Source organism: Psychrobacillus sp. L4, assembly GCF_042944905.1.
GTDB lineage: Bacteria > Bacillota > Bacilli > Bacillales_A > Planococcaceae > Psychrobacillus.
The window spans coordinates 176,701-202,072 of the sequence record NZ_CP168496.1 but is presented as its reverse complement, the minus strand read 5'-3'; the positions used below and the strand labels follow the sequence as shown (position 1 = coordinate 202,072).

The 25,372-nt window shown below is 37.0% G+C and carries 30 protein-coding genes and 1 riboswitch; of the genes, 15 read left to right on the top strand and 15 right to left on the bottom strand.

Translation table 11 applies throughout. The features are described 5' to 3' along the window. Positions 1-67: 67 nt before the first annotated feature. A complete protein-coding gene (locus tag ACEPXG_RS01065; RefSeq protein ID WP_391206495.1) occupies positions 68-940 on the bottom strand; it encodes an EamA family transporter in 873 nt (290 codons plus the stop codon). 101 nt (positions 941-1,041) lie between these two features. Here ACEPXG_RS01065 and ACEPXG_RS01060 point away from each other — a divergent pair, with 101 nt between their 5' ends. Beyond that, positions 1,042-1,272 carry an excisionase family DNA-binding protein gene (locus tag ACEPXG_RS01060; RefSeq protein WP_391119083.1) on the top strand — a complete coding sequence of 77 codons (231 nt, stop codon included), beginning with the start codon at positions 1,042-1,044 and terminating at the stop codon, positions 1,270-1,272. Positions 1,273-1,429: 157 nt separating this feature from the next. Here the strand turns inward: ACEPXG_RS01060 and ACEPXG_RS01055 are convergent, their stop codons facing one another. The 3 genes from ACEPXG_RS01055 to ACEPXG_RS01045 all read right to left on the bottom strand — a co-directional run bounded on the left by ACEPXG_RS01055 (position 1,430) and on the right by ACEPXG_RS01045 (position 4,889). After that, the gene (locus ACEPXG_RS01055) at positions 1,430-2,137 is read right to left on the bottom strand and encodes a DNA alkylation repair protein (protein WP_391206492.1); all 708 of its coding nucleotides are present in this window, start codon (positions 2,135-2,137) and stop codon (positions 1,430-1,432) included. Between the two features lie 344 nt (positions 2,138-2,481). Then, on the bottom strand, positions 2,482-3,468 hold the full coding sequence (locus tag ACEPXG_RS01050) for a homoserine dehydrogenase (RefSeq protein WP_391206490.1): 987 nt from the start codon (positions 3,466-3,468) through the stop codon (positions 2,482-2,484). A gap of 128 nt (positions 3,469-3,596) precedes the next feature. Beyond that, positions 3,597-4,889: an O-acetylhomoserine aminocarboxypropyltransferase/cysteine synthase family protein gene (locus tag ACEPXG_RS01045; RefSeq protein WP_391206488.1), complete on the bottom strand. Its 1,293-nt coding sequence runs from the start codon at positions 4,887-4,889 to the stop codon at positions 3,597-3,599. Positions 4,890-5,007: 118 nt separating this feature from the next. Continuing rightward, positions 5,008-5,123, bottom strand: a riboswitch (SAM riboswitch). A 138-nt stretch (positions 5,124-5,261) separates the two neighbouring features. Here ACEPXG_RS01045 and ACEPXG_RS01040 point away from each other — a divergent pair. Next, positions 5,262-5,903, top strand: a complete 642-nt coding sequence (locus tag ACEPXG_RS01040) for a glycerol-3-phosphate acyltransferase (RefSeq protein WP_391206486.1) — start codon at positions 5,262-5,264, stop codon at positions 5,901-5,903. A gap of 18 nt (positions 5,904-5,921) precedes the next feature. Beyond that, the gene (locus tag ACEPXG_RS01035) at positions 5,922-6,509 is read left to right on the top strand and encodes a YdcF family protein (protein WP_391206483.1); all 588 of its coding nucleotides are present in this window, start codon (positions 5,922-5,924) and stop codon (positions 6,507-6,509) included. Positions 6,510-6,777: 268 nt separating this feature from the next. Here the strand turns inward: ACEPXG_RS01035 and ACEPXG_RS01030 are convergent, their stop codons facing one another. Together ACEPXG_RS01030 and ACEPXG_RS01025 are read right to left on the bottom strand one after the other, a co-directional pair. Then, positions 6,778-7,122: a GIY-YIG nuclease family protein gene (locus tag ACEPXG_RS01030; RefSeq protein WP_391206481.1), complete on the bottom strand. Its 345-nt coding sequence runs from the start codon at positions 7,120-7,122 to the stop codon at positions 6,778-6,780. 18 nt (positions 7,123-7,140) lie between these two features. Further along, entirely contained in the window at positions 7,141-7,896 is a 756-nt protein-coding gene (locus tag ACEPXG_RS01025) for a DUF2087 domain-containing protein (RefSeq protein ID WP_391206478.1), read from the bottom strand. Between the two features lie 163 nt (positions 7,897-8,059). Here ACEPXG_RS01025 and ACEPXG_RS01020 point away from each other — a divergent pair, with 163 nt between their 5' ends. The 5 genes from ACEPXG_RS01020 to ACEPXG_RS01000 all read left to right on the top strand — a co-directional run bounded on the left by ACEPXG_RS01020 (position 8,060) and on the right by ACEPXG_RS01000 (position 13,190). Then, positions 8,060-9,757 (top strand): M3 family oligoendopeptidase, encoded by a 1,698-nt coding sequence (locus ACEPXG_RS01020; RefSeq protein WP_391206475.1) that lies wholly within the window; start codon positions 8,060-8,062, stop codon positions 9,755-9,757. 21 nt (positions 9,758-9,778) lie between these two features. Beyond that, the gene (locus ACEPXG_RS01015) at positions 9,779-10,186 is read left to right on the top strand and encodes an RDD family protein (RefSeq protein WP_391206473.1); all 408 of its coding nucleotides are present in this window, start codon (positions 9,779-9,781) and stop codon (positions 10,184-10,186) included. 121 nt (positions 10,187-10,307) lie between these two features. Further along, positions 10,308-10,961: a lysoplasmalogenase gene (locus ACEPXG_RS01010; RefSeq protein ID WP_391206470.1), complete on the top strand. Its 654-nt coding sequence runs from the start codon at positions 10,308-10,310 to the stop codon at positions 10,959-10,961. Positions 10,962-10,997: 36 nt separating this feature from the next. Then, on the top strand, positions 10,998-12,224 hold the full coding sequence (pepT, locus tag ACEPXG_RS01005; protein ID WP_391206467.1) for a peptidase T: 1,227 nt from the start codon (positions 10,998-11,000) through the stop codon (positions 12,222-12,224). Between the two features lie 12 nt (positions 12,225-12,236). Beyond that, positions 12,237-13,190 (top strand): multidrug resistance efflux transporter family protein, encoded by a 954-nt coding sequence (locus ACEPXG_RS01000; protein ID WP_391206464.1) that lies wholly within the window; start codon positions 12,237-12,239, stop codon positions 13,188-13,190. A 45-nt stretch (positions 13,191-13,235) separates the two neighbouring features. Here the strand turns inward: ACEPXG_RS01000 and ACEPXG_RS00995 are convergent, their stop codons facing one another. Both ACEPXG_RS00995 and ACEPXG_RS00990 read right to left on the bottom strand, forming a co-directional pair. Continuing rightward, entirely contained in the window at positions 13,236-13,574 is a 339-nt protein-coding gene (locus ACEPXG_RS00995; RefSeq protein WP_391206462.1) for a DUF6054 family protein, read from the bottom strand. A gap of 111 nt (positions 13,575-13,685) precedes the next feature. After that, a complete protein-coding gene (locus ACEPXG_RS00990; RefSeq protein WP_391206459.1) occupies positions 13,686-14,885 on the bottom strand; it encodes an NADP-dependent malic enzyme in 1,200 nt (399 codons plus the stop codon). Between the two features lie 398 nt (positions 14,886-15,283). On the opposite strand from ACEPXG_RS00990, the gene ACEPXG_RS00985 reads away from it, so the two are divergent. The 3 genes from ACEPXG_RS00985 (at position 15,284) to ACEPXG_RS00975 (ending at position 16,564) form a co-directional block, all read left to right on the top strand. Continuing rightward, on the top strand, positions 15,284-15,970 hold the full coding sequence (locus tag ACEPXG_RS00985; RefSeq protein ID WP_391206456.1) for a hypothetical protein: 687 nt from the start codon (positions 15,284-15,286) through the stop codon (positions 15,968-15,970). A gap of 80 nt (positions 15,971-16,050) precedes the next feature. Continuing rightward, positions 16,051-16,362, top strand: coding sequence for a DUF3243 domain-containing protein (locus ACEPXG_RS00980; RefSeq protein WP_391206453.1), 312 nt, complete (start codon positions 16,051-16,053; stop codon positions 16,360-16,362). After that, positions 16,355-16,564: a hypothetical protein gene (locus ACEPXG_RS00975; protein WP_391119048.1), complete on the top strand. Its 210-nt coding sequence runs from the start codon at positions 16,355-16,357 to the stop codon at positions 16,562-16,564. Before ACEPXG_RS00980 ends, ACEPXG_RS00975 begins: the two co-directional genes overlap by 8 nt. Positions 16,565-16,603: 39 nt before the next feature. On the opposite strand, the gene ACEPXG_RS00970 is transcribed toward ACEPXG_RS00975, so the two are convergent. The 4 genes from ACEPXG_RS00970 to ACEPXG_RS00955 all read right to left on the bottom strand — a co-directional run bounded on the left by ACEPXG_RS00970 (position 16,604) and on the right by ACEPXG_RS00955 (position 19,229). Beyond that, positions 16,604-17,143: a biotin transporter BioY gene (locus ACEPXG_RS00970; protein ID WP_391206451.1), complete on the bottom strand. Its 540-nt coding sequence runs from the start codon at positions 17,141-17,143 to the stop codon at positions 16,604-16,606. A 134-nt stretch (positions 17,144-17,277) separates the two neighbouring features. Continuing rightward, positions 17,278-17,664, bottom strand: coding sequence for a DnaJ family domain-containing protein (locus tag ACEPXG_RS00965; protein ID WP_391206448.1), 387 nt, complete (start codon positions 17,662-17,664; stop codon positions 17,278-17,280). An 11-nt stretch (positions 17,665-17,675) separates the two neighbouring features. Beyond that, positions 17,676-18,128, bottom strand: coding sequence for a PH domain-containing protein (locus ACEPXG_RS00960; RefSeq protein ID WP_391206445.1), 453 nt, complete (start codon positions 18,126-18,128; stop codon positions 17,676-17,678). Between the two features lie 12 nt (positions 18,129-18,140). Further along, a complete protein-coding gene (locus ACEPXG_RS00955; RefSeq protein ID WP_391206442.1) occupies positions 18,141-19,229 on the bottom strand; it encodes an AI-2E family transporter in 1,089 nt (362 codons plus the stop codon). Positions 19,230-19,367: 138 nt separating this feature from the next. On the opposite strand from ACEPXG_RS00955, the gene ACEPXG_RS00950 reads away from it, so the two are divergent. After that, on the top strand, positions 19,368-19,811 hold the full coding sequence (locus ACEPXG_RS00950) for an NUDIX hydrolase (protein WP_391206438.1): 444 nt from the start codon (positions 19,368-19,370) through the stop codon (positions 19,809-19,811). Between the two features lie 226 nt (positions 19,812-20,037). Here ACEPXG_RS00950 and ACEPXG_RS00945 read toward each other — a convergent pair whose 3' ends face one another. Continuing rightward, on the bottom strand, positions 20,038-21,477 hold the full coding sequence (locus ACEPXG_RS00945) for a DEAD/DEAH box helicase (protein ID WP_391209716.1): 1,440 nt from the start codon (positions 21,475-21,477) through the stop codon (positions 20,038-20,040). Between the two features lie 164 nt (positions 21,478-21,641). On the opposite strand from ACEPXG_RS00945, the gene ACEPXG_RS00940 reads away from it, so the two are divergent. Next, positions 21,642-21,863: a DUF2187 family protein gene (locus tag ACEPXG_RS00940; protein WP_151698452.1), complete on the top strand. Its 222-nt coding sequence runs from the start codon at positions 21,642-21,644 to the stop codon at positions 21,861-21,863. Here the strand turns inward: ACEPXG_RS00940 and recQ are convergent. After that, entirely contained in the window at positions 21,848-23,614 is a 1,767-nt protein-coding gene (recQ, locus tag ACEPXG_RS00935) for a DNA helicase RecQ (RefSeq protein WP_391206435.1), read from the bottom strand. The two genes, ACEPXG_RS00940 and recQ, sit on opposite strands and share 16 nt — an antisense overlap. Positions 23,615-23,652: 38 nt before the next feature. After that, entirely contained in the window at positions 23,653-23,889 is a 237-nt protein-coding gene (locus ACEPXG_RS00930; RefSeq protein ID WP_391206432.1) for a hypothetical protein, read from the bottom strand. Positions 23,890-23,962: 73 nt separating this feature from the next. On the opposite strand from ACEPXG_RS00930, the gene ACEPXG_RS00925 reads away from it, so the two are divergent. Then, the gene (locus ACEPXG_RS00925; RefSeq protein ID WP_391119032.1) at positions 23,963-24,085 is read left to right on the top strand and encodes a hypothetical protein; all 123 of its coding nucleotides are present in this window, start codon (positions 23,963-23,965) and stop codon (positions 24,083-24,085) included. Positions 24,086-24,135: 50 nt separating this feature from the next. Beyond that, positions 24,136-25,326 carry a class I SAM-dependent rRNA methyltransferase gene (locus tag ACEPXG_RS00920; protein ID WP_391206429.1) on the top strand — a complete coding sequence of 397 codons (1,191 nt, stop codon included), beginning with the start codon at positions 24,136-24,138 and terminating at the stop codon, positions 25,324-25,326. Positions 25,327-25,372 lie beyond the last annotated feature (46 nt).

Here is a 25,372-nt window from a genome sequence, read left to right as displayed (position 1 = left end):
GGAATAAAATTCTGAAAGCACTATCCTCCTGAATTGAGGATAGTGCTTTCAAGAAGCTACTTACTTATTAAGCTACTTTTCTATTTGGTTTACTACCAACCGTTAAAACCACAATACTCCCTAGCAATAGCAGTATGCCGATGCAAGACATTCCACCAAGTACTTCTCCCACGATGAATACCCCTAGAATAGCGGCTGTCGTTGGTTCCGCTAAAGACAGCGTCAACGCCGATGAGGAAGGAATTTTATGTAGGCCTCTCGCATACAACACATACGCAACACTTGTTGTGGCAAGGCCTAAGTAAAAGATTATCCCGACGTTTCCTGCATCCTTTAACCAGCTAATATCATATATAAAGAAGAAAGGCATCAGTAATAGCGCACTAGTGGAAAAGGTCATTGCTACAGCAGGTATAGCTTCCACTCTCTGTAACAAAGATTTACTGGAAAGCGTATAAAAGGCGAATATTAACCCGGCGATAAGTGAGTACAGGATGCCAATAGGGTTGATGGTAATTTCTCCTTTATTCAAAAACAAAAACAAACAACCTACAATTGCAAATGAAGTAGATATCCCCCAAATTTTAGATGGGCGTAATTTTAGAAATACCCATTCAATGATTCCTGAAAATACTGGAGCACTCCCAATTGCTACAACACTTGCAATAGCAACTCCTGTTAATAAAACCGATGAAAAAAACAATAATTGAAATAGCGAAATACAAATAGCTGCATATAACGTTTCTTTCCATGGCCATGTTTTGAAATTAATTTTTTTTAATAGAATCATAATTACTAATAGAGAAAAGCCACCTACTGTAGAACGTCCAGCACTAATAATAAAAGGGTGGGCACTATCCGGTAAAAATGTTTGCGCAGTTCCCGTCGTACCCCATAAAATGGCACCAAGTAATACAAATATGTATGGCAGAAAAGACATTTTTTCACTCCCCCGGTTCTTCTTTTATTAACTTTCCATATAGCACATATTGAGATACATACAATCGTATCATATACTAATAATGATAGGAGGCATTTACCTTGTATATGACAGTAGAAGAAACTGCAAATTATTTATCAATGCCTATTGAACAAGTAAAACGGTATATTGCGGAAAAAAAGATTCGTGCTATTTTCGACGGAGAAGATTATTACGTAAATAGCGCTCAATTTGAAACACATTTACAGCAAGTGGAAGAAATAAAACGCCAAATTGACGAGTGGCGAAACACGCCGATTCCAGATGATATTGATGTGAAAGACGAAGACTAATGCATATAAAAAGGGCTTTCCCCAATTTGTGGGAAAGCCCTTTTATCATGGCTCTTTCACAGAGAAATGCGCTATAACTTTAAACTATTCAATTTATACCTTATCCAACTAAACAGCCTTAAATAATGGAAGATCATTTCGCGATGCGAAGCTTACTTCAACATCTTACATGCTTGCGTTTAAAACCAATTCTTCCTTGATCGACTCCTTTTTGAATGGTTTCGTAAGCATTTAGGAAACTGCTTTTTTTCTCGTCCCGTTTGACTTCAACTATTCCTATTGCCTTTGCAGTCTCGACTGCCTTTTCATGGAGTGGCAAATAGGAAATCCCCACCGTATATACAAAATTATTCATAGAGGATTTCGCTCGTTCTGGCGAATGATGAATCATATTTTTCACCATTTCAAGCATATTGAAAATCTTACTTTCTGAGAATTCAACGTCCTTTCGATTCCCTAGAAGCCAACAGTAGCAACTCCAACCCGCTGATATTCTCAGCTCCTCGTCGCTTGCAATCCATTTATCAGCAACTTCTTGCGCAATATCTGACTCAGATAACGTTATGGCCACTACAAAATCGGATATCATATAGAAATACGCCGCATCCATCCAACGATCATAATCCGATTCCGTCATAGCTTTTGGGTCTGCAATAATGCCTGCAAAGTACATCGCATCATAGTTCCCTGTGGCATACAGCTCTTCAGCTAAAGGCTGATTTATCTTTATTTTTTTTACGATTGGTTTCATAGCACCTGTTGCTACACCAAAAAGCGGCTCATGTGCACCATTGGACATGTACATTTTTTTCGATCGTTCCTTGCCAAGCGCTTCAAGCTCCTGCATAACCATTTCTAAATTCATCGTTTAGCACTTCCTTCTCTTTGGAGTTTTTCCTCTAATATTTTTCCCATCAAATACATCGCCATTATCCTATAACAAATTACCATTTGTCAGTAAAACTGCCGTCTAAGTGCATGAGCATCATACAGGAACCCACTACAAGCAAGGGTTGAAGCAGACTTATCCAACCTTCACTAGGATATTGGTGAATACATTTAAAGGTACAATAGTCCGAAACGGACTATTGTACCTTTTCTTTTTACATATGTTCATACTATTTTATTTTGATATTTGCGATGTTGTTTGATGTTTTGTACCACTCATCTGAACAATTTACTTCGATTAAGAGGAAACCCTTTTACATTTTAGATCGTAATCATAAACCCTGCTCGTTTGCCGATGATTTCTGCGTAATCCTCTACCATGACACTTGCAGTTGGGTACATTCCTGCTCCAGGTCCAACGAGTGTTAGTGTACCGATATAGTTTGTATCTAGGGCGACCGCATTGTTTACTGCTTCAATTGCATATAAAGGATGGTCTGGACCGACAAGTTGTGGGCCTACGGAAGCGAAAAGTTCGCCATTTTCATCTTGCTCGATTTCTGCCACATGGCGATAACGAAGCCCTTCTTGCTTTGCTTTTTTCACATCTTCTAATGAAATGCCGTCAATTCCAACCACTCGCACATCATCCCAATTTGGTTGCTTCTTAAATGCAAGCGCACTTAATATCATCAACTTACGAAATGCGTCTTGACCAGAAATGTCATTATACGGATCTGCTTCCGCATAGCCTAAATCTTGTGCTTCTGTTAATGCATCATTGAACTGGCATTCATTTAAACGCATTTGCGTCAAAATGTAGTTAGACGTGCCGTTTAATATTCCTTGAATTCTTTTCACTGAATTCACTTGAAGTAAATTTTTCAACGTTTTAATAACAGGAACTCCACCAGCTGTGGTTGCTTCGTATCCGATAAATACACCACGTGATTTTGCACGTTCATGAAGTGGAATACTATATTTAGAAAACATCACTTTATTTGCCGTAATCACGTGACATCCTTTATCAATCGCTTTACATAAATAGCCATATGCTGGCTCTTCATTCACAATGGCTTCAAACACAACTTGAAGTCCTGGAATATTAATAATATCCTCGAAATCGTCTGTTACGAGTACCCCAGGTGTTTGTATTCTTTCTTTCGCTAAATTATTTACGAGAATGGCACTAATTTCGATGTCCAATCCTAATGAGTTTTTTAAGTCTTCTTTTTTTTCATTCACAATATGATAAATTCCTTGACCCACTGTTCCAAAACCAAGAATTGCTGCTTTTATTTTTGCCATACTTTCTCCTCCAAATGAATCTGCACAATTGAGCTTCCATCCACATATTCTAATAAAATATCGAATTTTCAATCCGATTGACTATTTTACATATTGTAGACTATTTTTGCCCAATTAACAACAAAATTCTATCTAGAGAGGACATTTGTACTTCCTACAAGTACTTTATCAAGCGCATTTCGCAAATCCTCTACCGCTTCTAGACCTACCGACAAGCGGATTAAGTCTTCTGTAACACCAGATTTCACTAAGTCTTCTGGCGTCAATTGTTGATGAGTTGTAGATGAAGGATGGATAATTAGTGATTTCGCATCCCCAACATTTGCTACATGCGACCAAATTTCAATATTGTCAATAATATGTCGGCCTGCTTCTTTTCCACCTTTCACTCCAAACGTTAAGATAGAACCGAAACCATAGTTTAAGTATTTTTGTGCAAGTTCATAGGATGGGTGTTCTTCTAACCCAAGGTAGTTAACCCATTCTACCCCTTCATGATTGGATAGATATTCTGCTATTTTTTGTGCATTTTCATTATGTTTTGGTACTCGCAGATGAAGTGTTTCTAAACCTTGTAAAAAAGAGAATGCTGCTTCCGGGCTTAAGGAAGGACCGAAATCACGAAGCAGTTGAACACGTAGCTTAACTGCAAACGCTACGTTTGGAACATCAATTCCATATCGTAAGCCATGATAGGTTACGTCTGGTTCTGTAAATCCAGGGAACTTTTTAGAATCCCAATTAAAATTTCCTCCATCTACAACTACTCCTCCAATTGTTGTTCCATGTCCGCCGATCCATTTTGTTGCTGAATGGATAACTACATGTGCACCGTGTTTAATCGGATTTGCACCATACGGGCTTGCAAATGTATTATCCACAAGTAAAGGTACCCCTACTTCATTTGCAATTGCTGCGACTTTCTCCACATCAAGGACATTTAAACTCGGGTTTCCAATAATTTCAGCAAAGAATCCTTTTGTTTTGTCTGTCACTGCTGCACGGAATTTTTCTGGATCTGTTGAATCGATAAATTTCACTGTAATACCATAGCGCGGCAATGTATGGGCAAATAAATTAAATGTTCCACCGTATAAATTCTCCGCTGCAATGATTTCATCGCCCGCTCCCGCTATATTCAAAATGGAGAATGCAATTGCAGCCATTCCAGAAGATAAGGCAACAGCAGCTGTTCCACCTTCTAGTAATGCAACTCGTTGTTCAAAGACATCCACTGTTGGATTTGTAATACGTGAATAAATATTGCCTGACTCTTTTAATGCGAAAAGATTTTGTGCGTGCTCTGTATCACGAAATACAAAAGAAGTTGTTTTGTGGATAGGCACCGCTCGTGAACCTGTCACTGGATCTGGTTGCTGACCACCGTGTAAAAGAAGTGTTTCTGGTTGAAGATTTGTCATTTTAAATTCCTCCTGTAAAGTAGTTTAGATGGATGCTTAGGGAGGCGGGAGAGGAGTATTAGAACAAACAAAAACCCCTCTTCACTTAAGAAGAGGGGTGCAGTTTCGCATGTTCCTCCTCTTATCTTCCAAATTCAGAATCTGAATTTGTAGGATTTAGCACCTTTCCAAGTTCAGAACTTGTTGGTTGCCGGGCATCGTAGGGCCTAGTCCCTCCGCCACTCTTGATAAGAGTATTAGATTTAGTTTTCCATCTTGTTACACAGTATATGATTATCTTTATCTCGTAGTCAAGTGTTTTATATAAAATTCTGAAACTTCTTTATTATTCAAACGTTAAATGTATTAGAGGAATTTTATGGGGGTGGTTTAATGCTAGTTTGGATTGTTTGTGTATTAATTATTAGCTATTTAGTCGGAGCAATTCATGGTTCAAAGGTTGCTCAGTTTTTTAGTGGAGTCAATATTAAAAATGAAGGTCTTAAAAACTCTGGCGCTTCCAACGCGGCCATTGTTCTCGGAATGAAATATGGGGTTTTGGTTGCATTGATCGATATTCTGAAAGGGGTATTCGTTATTATTGGTACCCGCTTTTTCATGCAGCATTTTGCTTTATTTTCAGATGTAGAACAAGACTTATTACTTTATTTAGCAGGAGCCGCTGTTATTTTAGGTCATAACTTTCCCATTTACACTGGGTTTAAAGGTGGAAAAGGAACTGCTTCAATTATCGGTATTTTGTTTGCTATTTATTGGCCTATTGGACTGATAGGACTTTTATTATTAATAGGCACGACTTTTTTAACGGACTATTTATTGATTGGTGTATTTGTTTTTTACTTTGTATTTGTGGGCGGGACTATTTGGTTTGCAGAAGGATATGTTCCTATTGCTATTGCGAGTTTTTTATTCGTCATGGCGTTAGTTTTGCATATCGAAAATTTTCGTCGTTTGGCTTCTAATGAAGAGCCAAGAATATCAGCCTTTTTAAGGAAAAAGAAGCCTTCTATGTGAATGAAATGAGTGATTTGAATGAAGAAAAAAATGAGGTGGATTGTGCTTATTCCTTTATTCTTTATTGCTTCTGGGGGATTTGGCGTTTGGTTGCTTACTAATAAATGGATTGATGATGGCCTTGAACCGAAAGCGAATGGATCGAATGAGTATGCTATCGTGCTTGGGGCAAAAGTGAAAAAAGGAAATATTCCTTCTCTCGCATTAAAGTATCGATTAGATTCGGCGCTAGCATATGCAATAGAGTATCCACATGTGAAGCTTCTAGTCTCTGGTGGACAAGGACAGGATGAAGATATTGCGGAAGCTGTTTACATGAAGGATTTTCTCTTAGAAAATGGGATAGTAGAAGATCGACTTATCGTAGAAGATCAGTCGACTTCTACTTATGAAAACTTGCTATTTTCGCAAGAGTTACTCCCCGATAATGTAACGTCCGTGACAATTATTACAAGTGACTACCACTTACATCGAGCAAAAATACTTGCTAAACAAATGAATTGGGATGCAGATGTCGTGGCAGCAAAGACTCCGAAAAGCGTGGAAATGAGATTAAGGTTGCGTGAACGGGCGGCGCTTTTGAAAATATATATTGTAGGGAAATGACTCCGAGCTTGTTCGGAGTTATTTTTGTTACGATGATGTGGATTGGGTTGCTCCCAGATGCAGGTGGATTGCTCTCGTTCGTACCTGGATTTCTCTCGGATGCGGCTGATTTGCTCTCGGACGGACATGGGGCTCTTGGATCTAGGCGGATTGCACTCGTTCGTATCTGGATTGCTTCGGTCGGACACATTGGTAACTGTTTTAGTTTCATTCTTCTGGTTTATTAAAAGACTTCTCTGGATAAAGAAGTCTTTTTCATGCCAATTTCTTAAGTATGATAACCTTTATCCCCAAATGGTTGCAGTTGTTCGATCCATTTGCTTAGTAACTTTTCGAGTTCTTTCTTTTCATCGATAAATTGGTTTTCCGACGCTTTATGGATTTCCACTTTCTCAATTTCAAATGCATCTTTTCCGAATTGGTTCCAATCTTCTTGGAGCATTCGATTTGTATGCGTCCCTGTTTCTAAGGTGAATTTCGCACCGTTTAACGTTTTGAAGTTTCGTGTAGATGCAACGAATTTTTTACCGTTTTCTTTATTTGTGATGACATAAATTCCACATTCCACTTTTACTTCTTTGTATGCTTGTTTCAATTCTTTTTTGCGATCCAATTTACTCCATCCTCTACTTTAGTTTTTCACCCAGTACGCGCTACCGTCATCTTTTCTATCTAAAAATCCATATTCGATAAGATAGCGTCTTAATGTGACGAAGTCAGCATATACATTTTTTAGTACTTCATTTATTTCTTTTTCACTGTATGTTTTTTCTTGCTCAAATCGTTTGATGATGACTCGCAGAATTGCTAGTTTTTGTTTTTCTTTCTTCGGGAATTTTATTAGTGGACCATCAACCCCTACAGGGAAAAATTTCTTTTCTACGTCCGCTTGCTCTTCTTTCGATATATTGTAACGGTCATCTACCATTGTTGCCGTTTTATGAAGAGGTAGAAATGTTGGGGCATGGTCATCTTTTTCTTTCAATAATTCCATCATAGTGAAAAATATTTTCGCTTGGCGCTCTTTTTCCTTTAAGACAAAACGATGATTTCTAATTGTTGAACTACTGCCGATGTTCAGTTCTGTTTGTATTTCCGCATCACTTTTACCTTCATAAAATAATCGAAGCAAACTACTTTGATGATCTGTTAATCCCGTAAGTTTTTTATTGAGACCAATTAGATAATGAAATACTGATCCATGCTCCGTCTCGATATGTCGTTTCATATAACGTTCCGCCTCAAATAGTAAATTTTCTGCAGGGTAAATAATACCTTTTTCAATCGTTTCTCTACATAATAGGCAAACAAAAGATTCGCCTTCTTCTATATACCCGACTTTCAGTTGTTCTGCATTTACATTCCAAAATAACTCCAATATTTCCATTGAACAAACACAACCTTCTTTTGTTTATCATTTTATAGACATATTAACTTATTGTCTATTAAAAATCAATTGTAAAATTATAGTTGCAATATATCAGAAAATAATGAACAATGGAAATGAGAACGTTTCGTATTACGAAGAAACGACCAGGAGGAGAAATTCATTGGTAACATTTAAAGATTATGAATATAAACGACCAAATTTAGACGAAGACAAAGTAAAGTTTCATGAGACTTTAACAAAATTTAAGGAAGCATCTTCTGTGGAGGAGCAAAGTGCAACGATTGAAGAACTAAATGCACTTCGTAATGATTTTTCAACCCACGCTAATTTGGTATACATTCGCGCATCCATTGATACGAATGATGAATATTATCAAAAAGAACGAGATTATTTTGATGAAGTAAGTCCAGAAGTTGAAGAGCTCGTTACGGAATATTACAAAGCACTTGTCGCTTCACCTTTCCGAAATGAATTAGAAGAAAAATGGGGTAGCCAGCTATTTGACCTTGCTGACTTTCAAATAAAAGCCTTTTCTTCTGAAGTGATTTCTCTAATGCAGAAGGAAAACAAATTGGCTTCTGACTATTCGAAGCTCGTTGCTTCTGCACAAGTAGAATTTAATGGAGAAACATTGACACTTGCCCAGCTTGGACCATATTCAGAATCGACAGATCGAGATGTGCGTAAGAAGGCAATGGAAACAAGAGCGAGTTTCTTCCAGGATCATGAAGTGAAGTTCGATGATATTTATGATCAGCTTGTAAAAGTTCGTCATGAAATTGCAACTAAACTAGGATATAAAAACTTTGTGGAGCTTGGATATATTCGTATGAACCGTATCGATTACAATGCAGAAATGGTGAAAAAATTCCGTGATCAAGTACGTGATTTTATCGTGCCTGTTGCAACAAAGTTATACGAACGTCAAGCGAAGCGTATTGGAATCAATGACCTAAAGTTTTACGATGAGTCACTTAAATTCTTAACCGGAAATGCTACACCACAAGGATCTCCTGAGTGGATTGTGGACAACGGGAAGAAAATGTATGAAGAGTTATCACCTGAAACGGCTGAGTTCTTCCAGTTTATGATTGACCGTGATTTGATGGATTTAGTAGCGAAGAAAGGGAAGGAATCTGGAGGATATTGTACATTTATCGATAACTATGAGTCTCCTTATATTTTCTCTAACTTTAATGGAACTTCTGGAGATATCGATGTGTTAACACATGAAGCGGGTCATGCATTCCAGGTGTTTACGAGCCGTAACATTGGGATTCCTGAATACGTTTGGCCTACATTTGAATCTTGTGAAATCCACTCGATGAGTATGGAGTTTTTCACATGGCCATGGATGGAATTATTCTTTAAAGAACAAACAGACAAATATAAATTCGCACATTTAAGCAGCGGACTTCTGTTCTTGCCTTATGGGGTCGCAGTGGATGAATTCCAACATGTTGTGTATGAAAATCCGGAAATGACTCCTGCTGAACGTAAAGCTGCTTGGAAAAAAATAGAGGAAATTTATTTACCTCACCGCGATTATGAAGGAAATAGTTACTTAGAAGCGGGTGCTTTCTGGCAACGCCAAGGGCATATCTATGCTAGCCCGTTCTATTATATTGACTACACTTTAGCTCAAATTTGTGCATTCCAATTTTGGAAACGTTCAAGAGAAGATCACGAAGGGGCTTGGAAGGATTATTTACACCTTTGCCAGTTAGGCGGCTCGAAGTCTTTTACTAAATTAGTAACGGATGCAAACTTAATATCTCCATTTGAAGAAGGTTGTGTGGAATCGGTTATTGGTTCAATAGAAGAATATTTGAATAGTGTGGATGACTCTTCTCTATAAACAATGAAAGGAGGTTATAACATGCTGAATCCTGCCGGTTTTTGGATACGATTTGCTGCAAACCTTCTAGATAGTTTGATAATCGGGATTCCATTAGCTATTATTAGCTATCTTCTTGTTGGTGATTGGGAGGAAACACCGATCACTAGCTTTGGGAATGTCATTTATACTTTAATTGTTCCCGTTTTATGGTACGGGTTTACCGTTGGAAAGAAAATGTTGGGTATCCGAATCGTCAAAGTAGATGGCTCGAAACTCGGTTATGGTGCGATGATTTTACGAGTTGTAGTTGGTGGTCTTGTATATATTTTCACTTTCGGAGTCGGTTTGATTGTTAGTGCGTTCATGATAGGTCTACGTGAGGATAAGCGAGCAATTCACGACTTTATTGCCGGAACGTATGTAACTTACAATCCACCTGAATACTAATTGATTTAAAGAACAAGCATTGGCTAGTGCTTGTTCTTTTTTTATTTTATATTCGCATATACTATTGCAGGATATTTTCTACCAATAACGAATATAAAATAAAAGGGGTGTCATTACTTTTATGTGGGAAAAAATTATTAGCGTTTTTATAGCGGTTATGGCGATTATTTATATTTTCTTCATTCCAGCGGATCCAGTATCCGCAAAAATAATATTTAAACTTATCCCAATGCTATTGATTATTTTGCTTGCATTTAAGCAATCTGCTGGAGAGTCCAAAAAATATAAAATACTTATTATGACTGGACTCTTTATATGTATGCTTGCGGATGGTTTGATTTATTGGTTTATTGTTGGCCTTATTACATTTTTAATCGGGCATATTTGGTATATTGTTGCGTTCCGTCATATTAAAACGGCAACTATTCCAAAGTGGGCTGCGGTACTTCTGATTGTGTATGGAATTGCTATGGCTATCTGGATTGCCGGAACTCTTTGGACTAGTGGAGAAACTATTTTAGCTTTTGCAGTTATCCTTTATATTGTCGTTATTTTGTTAATGGGCTGGAATGCTTTTCAAACAGCTAATAAATTTGCGATTATTGGTGCCATTTTATTTATGTTTTCGGATTCAGTGCTTGCCATTAATCGATTTATTATAGATGTTCCTTTTTCGGATGCCCTTATTATGATTTCCTATTACGGAGCACAGTTCTTATTTGCTTATAGTATTCATACCTATTATTCCGCAAATCGAAAGAATCTGTTAAAATAAGCGTATGCTTTATAATTTGAAAGGGGATTTATTCTCATGAAAGAAACATTAATCGAGCGTTTAACACGCTACGCAAAAATAGACACACAATCAGATGCAGCAAGTATTACTTGCCCAACGACTGCTGGACAATGGGATTTGCTTCATGTATTAGAAAAAGAATTAGCTGAAGTAGGGTTGGAAGAAATCACTTTAGATGAAAACGGTTATTTATTTGCTACATTGCCTTCCAATACTGAAAAAGATCTTTCGACAATTGGATTTTTGGCACATGTTGATACTGCAACGGATTACACAGGTAAAAATGTAAATCCTCAACGTATCGATAGCTATGACGGACAAGATATCACTCTAAATGCATCGACTTTGATGACTGTGAAAGATTTTCCAGAACTTAAAAATTACGTTGGACATACACTTTTGACAACGGATGGTACTACACTTTTAGGTGCCGACGATAAAGCAGGTATCGCGATTATTATGACGGCAATGGAATACTTCGTTCAAAATCCAGAAGTAAAACACGGAAAAATTCGTGTTGCATTTACTCCAGATGAAGAAATCGGACGTGGTCCACATAAATTTGACGTGGAAGCATTTGGCGCAAAGTTTGCTTATACGATGGATGGAGGTCCACTTGGCGAATTGCAATTTGAAAGCTTCAATGCAGCGGGTGTTAAAGTTGTAACGAATGGCACAAGCGTGCATCCCGGTTCTGCAAAAGGAAAAATGGTGAACTCTATTACAATAGCTACAAAATTCCAATCCCATATGCCAACAGACTCGGTTCCAGAAAAAACAGATGGCTATGAAGGGTTTATCCATTTGATGAATTTTAATGGTGATGTGGAGAAAACAGAACTTAGCTATATAATCCGTGATCATGATCGTGAAAAATTTGAAGCGAAAAAGCAATTATTCCTAGATACTGCAGCAAAAGTTAATGCAGAATGCGGTGAAGATGCTGTTTCGGTTGAATTAATTGACCAGTACTATAATATGGGTGAAAAAATTACACCTGTTATGGAAATTGTAGATGTAGCAAGAGATGTTATGGTTTCATTAGATATTGAACCACTTATCATTCCAGTTCGCGGTGGTACGGATGGATCTCAGCTTTCTTACATGGGAATGCCTACTCCAAACGTGTTTACAGGTGGAGAAAATTATCACGGGAAATATGAATTCATCTCAGTAGACGTGATGGAAAAAGCAACGGAAGTCGTGAAAGGCATTATCCAATCGTTCGAAAAACAAGCTTAAGTAGGTGCTCATGTGCGCGAAATTTTACTTGGTGTTTTAGCCTCATTATTTTTTGCGGTAACCTTTATACTTAATCGTTCAATGGAAATATCAGGAGGAAGCTGGCTTTGGAGCTCTTCCCTCCGATATTTTTTTATGGTCCCTTTTTTATTCATCATTGTCTTTTATCGAAAAGGATTATCTACAACGTTTAAGGAATTAAAAACTGCTCCTGTTCCATGGCTAGTTTGGAGCTTCGTTGGTTTTGTGTTATTTTACGCACCACTAACTTTTGCGGCAGCTTACGGACCAGGCTGGTTAATATCAGGTATGTGGCAATTTACAATTGTAGCAGGTGTTCTCCTTGCACCATTATTCACCCTGAAAATCGAGAAGCGAATGATTAAACAAAAAATCCCTTTAGTCTCGCTTTTTATATCACTTGTTATTTTAATAGGAATCATTCTTATACAAATTCCAAATACAGAATCCGTTCATATGAACATGATCCTTTTAGGGATACTACCTGTAATCGTTGCATCCTTTGCTTATCCGTTAGGAAATCGGAAAATGATGGGACATTTAGAGGGTAGACTAGATACATTTCAGCGCGTTTTAGGCATGACCATTGCTTCAATGCCTGCTTGGATTTTATTGGCAATTTACGCAATTTTAACGGTTGGCTTACCTTCCTTAGCTCAAGTTGTTCAATCTTTAATTGTCGCTATCAGCTCCGGAGTTGTCGCAACCATTTTATTCTTTATGGCAACGGATCGTGTTCGGAATCATCAAGGTAAACTTGCGGCTGTAGAAGCAACCCAGTCCACTGAAATTATTTTCGTTATTATTGGCGAAATGTTTTTGCTCCATGTTCCTTTGCCAGCACCAATTGCACTAATTGGCCTTGGCGTTATTATTCTAGGAATGTTTTTACATAGTTACTATACGAAAGTTTTGAATACGAAAAAGGCCTTGAAAACCAAATAATAAAAAGTGCAGAGTTATGAGTGATCATAATACTGCACTTTTTATTTATATTCTATATTCTTCTAGCGCTTTTTCCACACTATTTACAAAACTTCCTCCCGCTCCCCAGTCAAAGCGGATAAATACTCCTTGCCCTGCACCGGATGAAGCAGCATGTACTTTCGTATTATTCTCCAAATTATCGAGCGTGATAGTTAATGAAGCACGATTACTCGTTCGCATATAGTATTTTTCTAAAACACATACAATGACTTGCTGCTCGCCAACAACGCGTTCATACACGTCTACAATTGCTCCCGAAATACTTCCTTGTACGATAGACCCTTGCAAAATGTCCAGCGCTGCTTTTGGTGATAATGATACATAAAATTCGCGTACGTCCATTTGAATCCCCTCTTTTCTTGATGTACCTAACTTTACGTTTGACCGGAAGAAAAGTTTCCAATAAAAAAACGTTCCCTCGAGGCACTTTCCTCTTAGAACGTTTTGCTATGTTTATACTTCTTTCAATTCTTGTTGAAATAAAACGGAGACACCCGATTTAATTGCAGCATCACTAACCGCTTTTGCAACCGCACTTACTACTCTTTCATCAAACGCATCCGGAATGATGTAGTCTTCTCGTAATTCACTCGCATCAATAAGTGAAGCAATTGCTTGAACGGCAGCTAGCTTCATTTCCTCGTTAATATCCGTTGCTCGTACATCTAGTGCTCCTCTGAAAATTCCTGGAAAAGCTAAAACATTATTCACTTGGTTCGGATGATCAGAACGTCCAGTTGCAATAACTCGGACACCCCACTCTTTCGCTAAATCATATGCAATTTCAGGATTCGGATTTGCTAAAGCAAAAATGATAGGATCAGCGTTCATCGCATCAATCATTTCTCTCGTTAAAAGATTAGCTACAGAAACACCGATAAATACATCTGCTTCATCCATTGCATCTTTTAATGATCCTTTTAAACCAAGTGGATTCGTAGTACTCGCAATAGCTTCTTTAATTGGGTTCATACCTTCTTTTCGACCCTCGTAAATAATGCCGGTCGAATCACACATAATAATATGCTGATACCCAAGTTGTTGAAGAACTCTTAAAATAGCCATTCCCGCTGCTCCAGCACCATTAATCACTACTTTCAATGAAGGAATCTCTTTCCGAACAATTTTTACTGCATTTTGGAGTCCTGCCCCAACTACAATAGCTGTTCCATGCTGATCATCATGAAATACCGGTATATCTAGTTCTTGACGAAGACGGTCTTCAATTTCAAAGCATCGAGGAGCTGAAATATCTTCTAAATTTATCGCTCCAAATGTCGGGCTTAATGCTTTTACAATTTGCACAATCTCATCTATATCCTTTGTATCTAGACAAATTGGAAAAGCGTCGACATTCGCAAATCTTTTTAATAAAATTGCCTTTCCTTCCATTACTGGTAAAGCTGCTTTTGGGCCGATATCACCCAATCCTAAAACAGCTGTCCCATCAGTCACAACTCCTACCAGATTACCCTTCATCGTATAGTCATAAATGGTAGAAGGATTATTTTTTATTTCCAAACAAGGTTCTGCCACTCCAGGAGAATAAGCTAAACTTAAATCCACCATACTCTCTATAGGAACCTTTGAAATCATCTCCATTTTCCCTTTATAACTCCGATGCATATTTAATGCTTGTGTCTTTAAATCCATTTTCTCACTTCTCCTCCTTCTATTTTTAGTAGCCTCTATCTCTACTATAAGCAAAGTTAGGTACTCCATACCTACCCAGCTGTATATTCTCAAGATTATAGGCACTAAAATTTTTAAAGTCAATTTAGTGAAAGGTTGCACAGAATTAGTGAAGAATTGCACAAAACAATCAAATTATTAATCCTCACAAAAAAATCGGCAACCATTTTTGGCTACCGATATACATGAATGCACTAACTCAACGTTGAGGGGGTTAAGTGTGCGATTAATCAGCTACAATTTGGAGAAAAGTCGCTGTTAAGAACCTTCTCACATTAAGAGTAAGTTTCTATATGGTAATGATAATCATTTTCATTTAAAATGTCAACTTATTTCTAAAAAAATTGTATACTATTTATATGACAACTTTAACGAACGATCAAATCCGACAACTTAATAATTACAGTGTATATTTGGAAACAACTGGAATACCCATTTTTCATGCAAAAAACGTGGATAATGCACTTCCGATGATTAAGCTAATTTCCCAGGCACCGAATGATCCAATTGCTGCATCCTTTTTTATGCGAAGAGTTGGAATGTTCATCTCCATGCAGTTTTATATGATGACTATGTATGATGAAATTTGGGATGGACCACTTGAATCATTACAATTTTTTGTAACAACCGAGTATAACAACAAGACAATTAGCACGTATATACCGGCAGAATACTTTCGAGATGTAAAAGAACATCGAGCAGAAGATATTCAACTTGTTTGGGAGCATCAATGCTATCCAATCATCCAACAACTTCGAGCACAATGCAGCATCTCCCCTTTGACACTTTGGGAAAATGTGTTTGGTTATTTGTTTTGGCATTACTACGTTTTTTTAGATAATCCAGTAATTGCTGAGCAAGCTAAAATAGATTGGAAACTACTTCAAGATGACGAGATGTGGAAAAAATTTACGACAAAATCGTCTTTATCAAATTATTTAAAAGGAAAAAATCCCGCACAACTAATAAACACCCCGGTCCGAACAACATGCTGTTTTTCAAAAGACATTCCTGGACTACAAAAATGTGGATTCTGTCCAAACTAACTTTAAATTTTTTTTCATGCATGTTTAATCATCCTTTGGGAATAGCTAATAAGAGTCTAATTTTAAAGGAGTGAGGAAGCTTGGGAAACAAAATAGAGGAACGCGTTGAGAATAAGTTAAATAGTATCGGTACAGAAGAAAAAGAAGAAATCTTAAAAAACTTTTCTTCTTTTAAGTCCTATTTGGCAGGCAAGGTAGCTGCTGGAGAAAAAATGGGCTTAAGTGAAGAGGTATTAGCAAAAGCAACAGAAAAAGTGGCTGGCTATTTAGCGAAGCATGAAGAACCACGAAATCGTGAACAATATCTTCTGCAAGAGTTATGGAAAAATGGAGACAAAGAGCAACAACATGCACTTAGCCATATGCTCTTAAACATGGTTAAGAATGAATAATAAAGTTCGTAAGGATGCTAAAGGTCCATTTCTGGACAATCCAGATGGTGTACGAACTACCAAAGAAAGTCTATTCGATATGCATGAAGATATGCAAACCGTAGATGCCATTCAAGTGGAAGAACTCAATATGAAAGTGCAAGACGAAAACTACCACCACCACACCAAAAGTCGTTCTTTAAGTGAAGAACGATACCCCTAATAACAAGAAACAAGCTCCGAACAACTCGGAGCTTGTTTTTTATAATAATTTTGCAGTGACTAAACGAGTTCTAATGATAACTGCTAACAATGCGGCAACGATCGCTTTTGCAAGATCTGGCAAGATAAATGGGAGCATACCTCCTTTAAAAGCCCCATCCCATGGAAGTGCTGCTACAAATTTCAACCAAATTGTTCCAATAATTAATATTATAAAAACTGCAATTATATTCGCAATAATTGCTTGTACTTTTGTATATCCAAGTTTTTCAAGATACCAACCTATAAATAAAGCGGCAGGTATAATGGCTATGAGATATCCACCGGTTGGGCCTATAATAATTCCTAATCCACTCGTCATTCCTGCAAAAACAGGTATACCAACTACACCCATCAATACATAGATAGTCACTGCTATTGTTCCAAATTTTTTCCCAAGAATAGTTGCTGTTAGCATGACTGCAATCGTCATTAACGTAAACGGTACTGGTGGTATATTAATCATAATCTGCGCTGCAACCGCAATAATTGCAGCGAATAGAGCAGCTACAATCATCATTTTCAATCGTTCATTTCTCATTCTATTTCCCCCTAAGTTAATTAAGTAAACACATAATAATAACTAGTTAACTCAATTGTATCTTAAATTAATAGATAACATCTCGTCAATATAAAAAACAGTGCCTCTACGAAAAGAGACACTGTTTATATTTTTTACCACCTATTACTTGCTGCTTCGATTGATTCTAATCTGACCGTTCCTTTTTGCATTGGAGGTGGACAGGTTTTATTGTATGCAATAATCTTTTCATTTACTTTCGTTACTCGGAATTGCAACTCGTTTTTTTGACCGCTTGCGTATTTCTCAGCAATGTCCTTTAATTCATCTCGAATCTCATGCTGCAATTTTAACCAATGTGGCTTAAATCCTGCATCCTTTGCGATTTTTTGAAAGTGTTGAAATACATCTCCCGAAAAATATTCATCTGGCAGTGGCTTACCTTGACCCTTTAAATTACTCATGCCACCAGTCTTTTCATAACTCTTTAATATGTCTCCGATTAAATCATTACTTGGTCGATTGAAATTGTCATTATTCATTAGCCTTAACCTCATTTCACAATATGAATATGTGGGGCCTTTTCTAATAAAATCTTCAAAAATTCTTCTCGATTTTCAGGTGAGATAATTACACTTCCCATGATCGCATTTTTATAATGAATCTCTAGAGCATCTGTTGAGGATAGAACCCGGTATCCAACGAGAATATTCGATGTTGGATTCACTTTCATTATGTCCTCAAACGGGATTTTACTTCGGAACAGTCCACCACGGACAAATAAATAATTTTCTTTAAAAGTATATTCAATATCTAAGGAAACCCATAAAATAAATCCTTCACACAGTAGAAAAAGTACAAGCGTTATCCAAACGGCTATCATATCAGGTGCTTCCATAAAAAATAATTCAATTACTATCGGCAAAAGGGTTGCCAATGCAATTAGAACACTAGCTACCATGATTAGGATGATAAAAGTCCGATCTCTCTTGGATTTAAACGTCATGAAATCACCTACCTATATGGATTCTGTGGCAGCATCTTTTATTCCTTCTCTATGAACGTAAATATTTTTTAAGATCGATTTGACTACTGCATAAGTTGGAACACCTAAAATAATTCCCCATAATCCTGCGATATTGCCTGCTGCTAAAATAATCGTAATAACGGTTAGTGGATGGATATCTAATGATTTCCCCATCACATTTGGAGTGATAAAGTTACTTTCAATTTGTTGCGATACTAGCATAACAATTGCAACATAAATGGCCATTTTGGGCTCTTGAAGTAATGCAATGATCAAGGCCGGAACAAGTGCAATATAAGGTCCTAAAAATGGGACTACATTCATCATCATTCCAAATAATGCAAGCAATAGTGCATATTTAAGCCCGATCGCAAAATATCCAATAAACAGCATTACTCCTACTAAAAAGCTGACAAATAACTGACCTTGAATATACGAACGCAATGTATCGTCAACATCCGATAATGTTTTTCGAATCCAGGTTTTCTTATCACCTTTAAAAAAATTAGCGACAAAAGGTGCAAATTTTTCATGATCCTTCAGCATATACACTAGGAAAAACGGCACAAGAACAAGTAAGAATAGTCCTTGGAACACACTTTGTACAAATTTCACAAGTAGAGAACCTGCTACTGCTGCAATCGTATCAATTTTTCCGGTTGCTTCTTTTATCGTATTTTGTATCGGCTCGGGAAGATCCGTAAGCCTATCTCTTTGAGAAATAGTGTATTTTGTAAAGTCCCCTATTTCTTTCACAATTTCCGGTGTATTTTCCACTAGTGAGTTCACTTGTTTTGTAAGAGGAGGACCTACAAGTGCATAAAATCCCCAACCGATTAGACCAATAGCAATGAAAATAGAAATAATACTTGCCCATCTCGGAAACTTCATTGACTCTAACCATTTTTGTAATGGTCTTGCTAAATAAAATAAGACTCCCCCTATTAATAAAGGCATAAATATTGTTTGTCCAATAATAACTAATGGGGAAAAAATAGTTTTAACTTCCATAAACATAAAAATTATTACCAAAGTAAGCAGTACTGCTACACCTACTTGAAACCATCGCTTATTTGCCACTTAACGTTCACATCCTCCATTTATTTCTTCTTAAATAGTTATACGATTCTCATTGATTGAAGTTTCATTCTACCAAGTATCTTATCATTTTTTATTGTACACTAATAATAGAATTATGCTCACGAAAAGATAATATAGATGGAATACTACAAAGAATTACGAAAATACGTTGGTCATAGCCCACTTATACTTCCAGGATCTGTTGTGCTCATTTTAAATAATAAAGATGAAGTATTACTACAAGAAAGAGCTCCTGGAATTTTCGGTTTGCCCGGCGGATTAATGGAACTTGGAGAAAGCCTAGAGGATACTGCACGAAGAGAGGTTTTAGAGGAGACGGGGCTATGTGTCGGAGAGTTAGAATTGTGTCACGTATACTCTGGACCTGATTATTATTTTGAAGTAGCGAATGGGGATACTTTCTATTCCGTTACTACTGTGTATAAAACAAGAAATTATAATGGAGTTATGTCACCAGACGGAGACGAATCGATCAGTCTTCAATTTTTCCCACCAAGTAAGTTGCCTGATGGTATGTTGTCATCTTATCGAAAATTTATAGAAGATGAGCTTGTGGTTTAAGTTAGCCTCAAGCTCTTTTTGTGCTACTCGTACTTGCTTATGTGGTACTCAAACCGGGCTATGTGGTACTCATACTTGATTATGTGGTGCTCGCTACTTGTTATGTGGCACTCGCCACTTGTTATGTGGTACTCACCAAGGTTATGTGGTGCTTATCATTTCAAATGAATCTTCTCTTTTCTAAAAAAAATAAAAACGAAGAAGGAACTAGTCCCTCTCCGTTTTTTTATTTATGTGCAATATGCACTTTAAGTAATTTACCTTTAATCGTTGTGTTTCTCATCGTTTTTAATACAAGAGGACCTTTGCCGTTTAGTATTTCAACGTAAGTGACATTGTCTTGAATTGTAATAATACCGATGTCGTCAGCGGAAACTCCCTCTATTTTTGCAAGTGTTCCGACGAAATCGACAGCGCGAAGTTTCTTTTTCTTACCACCGTTAAAATATAGTTTTGTTATATTTGCGTTTAATTGTGCACCTTTGGATTCTTTAACTTCTGGTTGCTCCTGCATTTTCAAATCAAATGCAGCACGATTTTTCGCTACTGCTTCTGCAGACAATTCAGCTCCAGTAGGAATCTCAAAGCCAATATAATCTTCAATTTCTTTTACAAACTTGTCCTCATGTGGGGTTGCAAGCATAATTGATTTTCCGCTACGGCCTGCACGTCCTGTTCTACCTGTACGATGGACATAGCTTTCTTTTTCAAGCGGCACATCATAATGAACAACATGGGTGATGTCCTCAATATCAATCCCACGGGCTGCTACATCTGTGGCAATTAAATATCTGAAATCTCCTCGACGGAAATCATCCATTACTTCAAAACGGTCTTCCTGCATCATTCCACCATGAATTTTATCTGCCGTATAGCCTTTTTCATCTAACATATCCACCAGTTGTTCCACTCTGTCTTTTGTACGGCAGAAGATGATACAACTGTCAGGGTTTTCGATAATCGTCAGTTTTTCGAGGAATGAAAACTTAAGTTCCTCCCTCACAACATACTTTACATGCTCAATATCCGGAGCATTTTCTTCAGCAGCATCTATCTCAATAGAAACTGCTTGCTTCATGTATTTGCTACTTAACTTTTTAATCACGTCTGATAAAGTTGCGGAAAATAACATAGTTGTGCGTTCTTTGGGCAATAATTTAATAATCGATTCCACTTGTTCTAAAAAGCCCATATTTAACATTTCATCTGCTTCATCAATGACAAGATATTCAATTTTTGACACATCAAGTGTTCCTTTTTCGATATGGTCCAACACTCGTCCTGGTGTCCCTACAATGATATGTGTTTTTTGCTTTAACGCTAATTTTTGTCTAGCAAATGGTGATTTCCCGTACAGGGCAAGTCCTTTTATTCGCTTATAACGACCAATATTCGTGATGTCTTCCTGTACCTGAACTGCTAATTCTCTTGTTGGTGTAAGCACTAATGCTTGTGGTTTGTTTTCTTCCCAATCTACAAGCTCACATAACGGCGTCGCAAATGAAGCAGTTTTTCCACTACCAGTTTTAGATTTCACAAGAATATCTTGTTTCTGAAGGGCAACCGGAATTACCTTTTGTTGTACTTCTGTCGGCTCTGTATAGCCTAATTGTTCGATGGCACGTAATATTTTTTCGTCTAACTTTAACTCTTTAAAATGCACTATGCATAATCTCCTCTTTAAATCTAATTTAACAGTTGAATATTTATCTTCCTATTTTGTTGAACAAGTTTCGACAAATAACCTCATTATCACATTATAACAGGTTAACTGTGGTATAATTGAAATATCGCTTTTTGCGTGAACAAAACTAGAAAAGAGGTTAGCACATGAGTTTCCAACGACAACCAAAAGAAGTTTCTGACTTCGTAGCAGCACGGTCAATTGATGAGAAAATCTCTTTTACACGTAATGATCATGAAGTTCATGGTACTATTTTCAAAATTTTAGAGCAGTCAGTTATTGTCGAAATTTCTACTGAAGACGCGAAGAAAATTAATGTTCCTTCTAATTTAACCGTAGTATCCCACAAAAATTACACTGTACTATAACGATTAATTTCTTCGAGAAAAACTTTTCCGTATTTTTCTTGCTTATTTGCACCTACTCCATGAACATCTAATAATTCTTCTTCGGTTTGCGGGCGCTTTACACACATGTCTTGTAGTGTTTTATCTGAAAAAATAACAAACGGTGGTACACCAGCTTCGTCCGCAAGTTTTTTCCGAAGCACTCTTAAACCTTCAAATAACGGATCATTCTTCGCGATTTGTTTAGTTACTGCTACTCCTTTACGCATTACTTGTCTTTTCCCAAGTAATACATCCTTTCCTGCATCCGATACGTAAATGGTCGGTAAGCTGCCATGTTTAACTGCAAGTAAACCTTCTGAAATCATAAACTCCATTAAGCCAGAAACTTCTTTTAACGACTTGTTTTTTAATATTCCGTACGTAGATAATTTGGTAAATCCGAAATCCATTACTTTTTTGTTTTGTGAACCGGTTAACACTTGTGCTGTAATTGTTTTCCCAAATTTCTGACCCATTCGAACAACACAGGAAAGCACCATCTGCACTTCTTTTGTAACATCTGACATTTCCCTTTTATCCGTGCAATTTCCACATCGACCACATGGTTCTCCGTTTGGTTCTCCAAAATAATACACGATAAACTGTTGTAAACAATTTTCCGTATGACAATAATCGACCATTCCTTGTAGCTTTTCCAATTCTTGCGGAATTCTTTCACGATCCAACGCTTGGTCTATTAAAAATCGTTGTGTCTGTACATCTTGTGAAGCATATAAAACGACGCACTCACTCGGTAAACCGTCTCGTCCAGCTCTTCCTGCCTCTTGATAATAGCTTTCCATATTTTTCGGAAGCTGATAATGAATGACATAACGTACATTCGATTTATCAATACCCATTCCGAAGGCATTCGTTGCAACCATTACTTGCGCTTCATCCGTTAGAAACCGCTCCTGCTCTTTATTTCGAAATGCTTCTGGAAGACCTGCATGATATTTTGCAGCGCGGACTCCTGACTTTATTAACAATTCGTAGAGTAAATCGACCGTTTTTCTAGTAGCTGCATAAATAATACCGACTTCTTGAGTGTTCTTTTTAATAAAATCTTTCAAAAATCTATTTTTATCTTGTCCTAGTACAACCGAAAAAGATAAATTTGAACGAGCGAATCCTGTAATTACTGTATTATCCTCTTTAATTTGAAGCAATCTGCATATATCAGCACGAACATCTGGAGTAGCGGTGGCTGTTAAAGCAAGTACAACTGGCGCTTCCTCAAAAATTTCCTTTAATCGATGAATCGCACGATAGCTTGGTCGGAAATCATGTCCCCATTGGGAAATACAATGCGCTTCATCTACCGCTATTAATGGCACTTTAACGCGCTTTAATTGATTTAAAAAGTTTGTAGACTCCAGTCGTTCCGGTGCTATATAAAGTAGACGATATTGCCCATTTTGCACTTCTTCCATTGTTTCTCTTACTTCTTCAGCAGTTAATGTACTATTTATAAAGGTAGCTGGAATCCCCGCCTGTAATAATGTGTCGACTTGATCCTTCATTAGAGAAATCAATGGCGAAATAACGATTGTTGTGCCTTCCAACATTAAAGAAGGAATTTGATAGCAAAGAGATTTGCCTCCTCCAGTTGGCATTACACATAAACTCGCTTTGTTTTCTAACACATAGTTTATAACGGTTTCTTGTCCTTCTCGAAACGAATCATATCCAAAATAAGTTTGTAATAATTGACGTGCTTTTTCTAACACTTGAGCGACTCCTCCCTTATGAAAAAAGGGTAAACAGATTATTTACTGTTTCCCTTCTTATTATTAAATGTGTTATTCATTGGTTTTGGATCTATTTTATCTATATCTGATCCAAGTAGGAAGTATCCTATAATAGAGGACACAATTGCAGCTCCTGCAATGATTAGGATTTTATTTATAATAGTTACTTCATTATAATCTTCTTTGTTTAGAATAATTGTTGCAAGCACAGCTACGACGACCATTATCGGCACGATTACTTTAGATTTTTTCACAGCTAACTTCCTTCCTATGCATACGTATAATATATTGTACCATAAGAATATGTAGAGAGAGGAGTAGACGATAATGGGATCCGTTACTTTTGTATTTGCTATTATTGCCTTTGTTTTTGCACTAGATGCGACAAACAAATATAACAAACTAGAAAAACGAGTGAAAGAGCTAGAAAATAATAAATCGAGCGAATAAGTGCGCGATTATGAGATAATGATTAAAAATCATATTTGAGGATGACAACAATGACAAATGAAATAGATGTAAAAGTGAAAGATGCATTAGCACAAGATTTACAAAAAGGAGTTCCTATTTTATTAAAAGATGGGTTCCATGAGGCTGATTCTTTTAAAGAAGGTTCTATTTTGAACTTACAAAACCCTGCAGGTAAATTTGTCGGAAAAGGCTATGTGGGAATGCAAAATAAAGGGATAGGTTGGCTGCTGTCGAAAAAGGAAAACGAAAAGATTGATACTTCTTTTTTCCAAAAGAAAATAGCTGCAGCAATTAAAAATCGGGAGGATTACTATAGTAGTAACGATACGACTGCATTCCGTATATTTAACGGCGAAGGCGATGGAATCGGCGGTCTAACAATTGATTATTTCGATGGTTTTTATTTAATAAGCTGGTATAGCGAAGGAATCTATTCCTTTAAAGAAATGATTTTAGAGGCACTTGAGGCATCAGTTTCGTATAGAGGGATTTATGAGAAAAAACGCTTTGATACAAAGGGCCAGTATGTAGAAGACGATGATTTTGTGAAAGGTGAACGTGGCGAGTTTCCACTGATTGTGAAGGAAAATGGTCTAAACTTCGCAATCTATTTGAATGATGGAGCGATGGTCGGGGTGTTTTTAGATCAGCGTGATGTTCGTAAAAAGATTCGTGATGCTTATTCAAAAGGGAAAAATGTACTGAATACTTTTTCTTATACTGGGGCTTTTTCTGTTTTTGCAGCCGCAGGTGGCGCAAAGAAAACGACAAGTGTCGACCTTGCGAAACGAAGCTTAACTAAAACGACCGAGCAATTTGAAGTGAACAGAATGGATGCGGAAAAGCAAGACATTATTGTGATGGATGTATTTGATTATTTTAAATATGCCAAACGAAAAGAACTAGCTTTTGATGTAGTAATTCTAGATCCCCCTAGCTTTGCACGTTCGAAAAAGTACACATTTAGCTCTGCAAAGGATTATACGAATTTGCTAAAAGACGCTATTGCAATTACAGAGAAAAATGGAGTGATCGTTGCATCTACAAACAATGCAACGTTTGGAATGAAAAAGTTTAAAACCTTTGTGGAAAAAGCTTTTAAAGAAAGTAATCGCAAATATACGATTGAAGAAGAATATTCTCTACCAAGTGATTTTAGAACTTCATCGCTTTTTAAAGAGGGGAATTATTTGAAGGTGTTATTTATACGAGTGAAATAATCGAAAAGAGTTGTTCCATTTTGACTCAGGAACAGCTCTTTTTGTC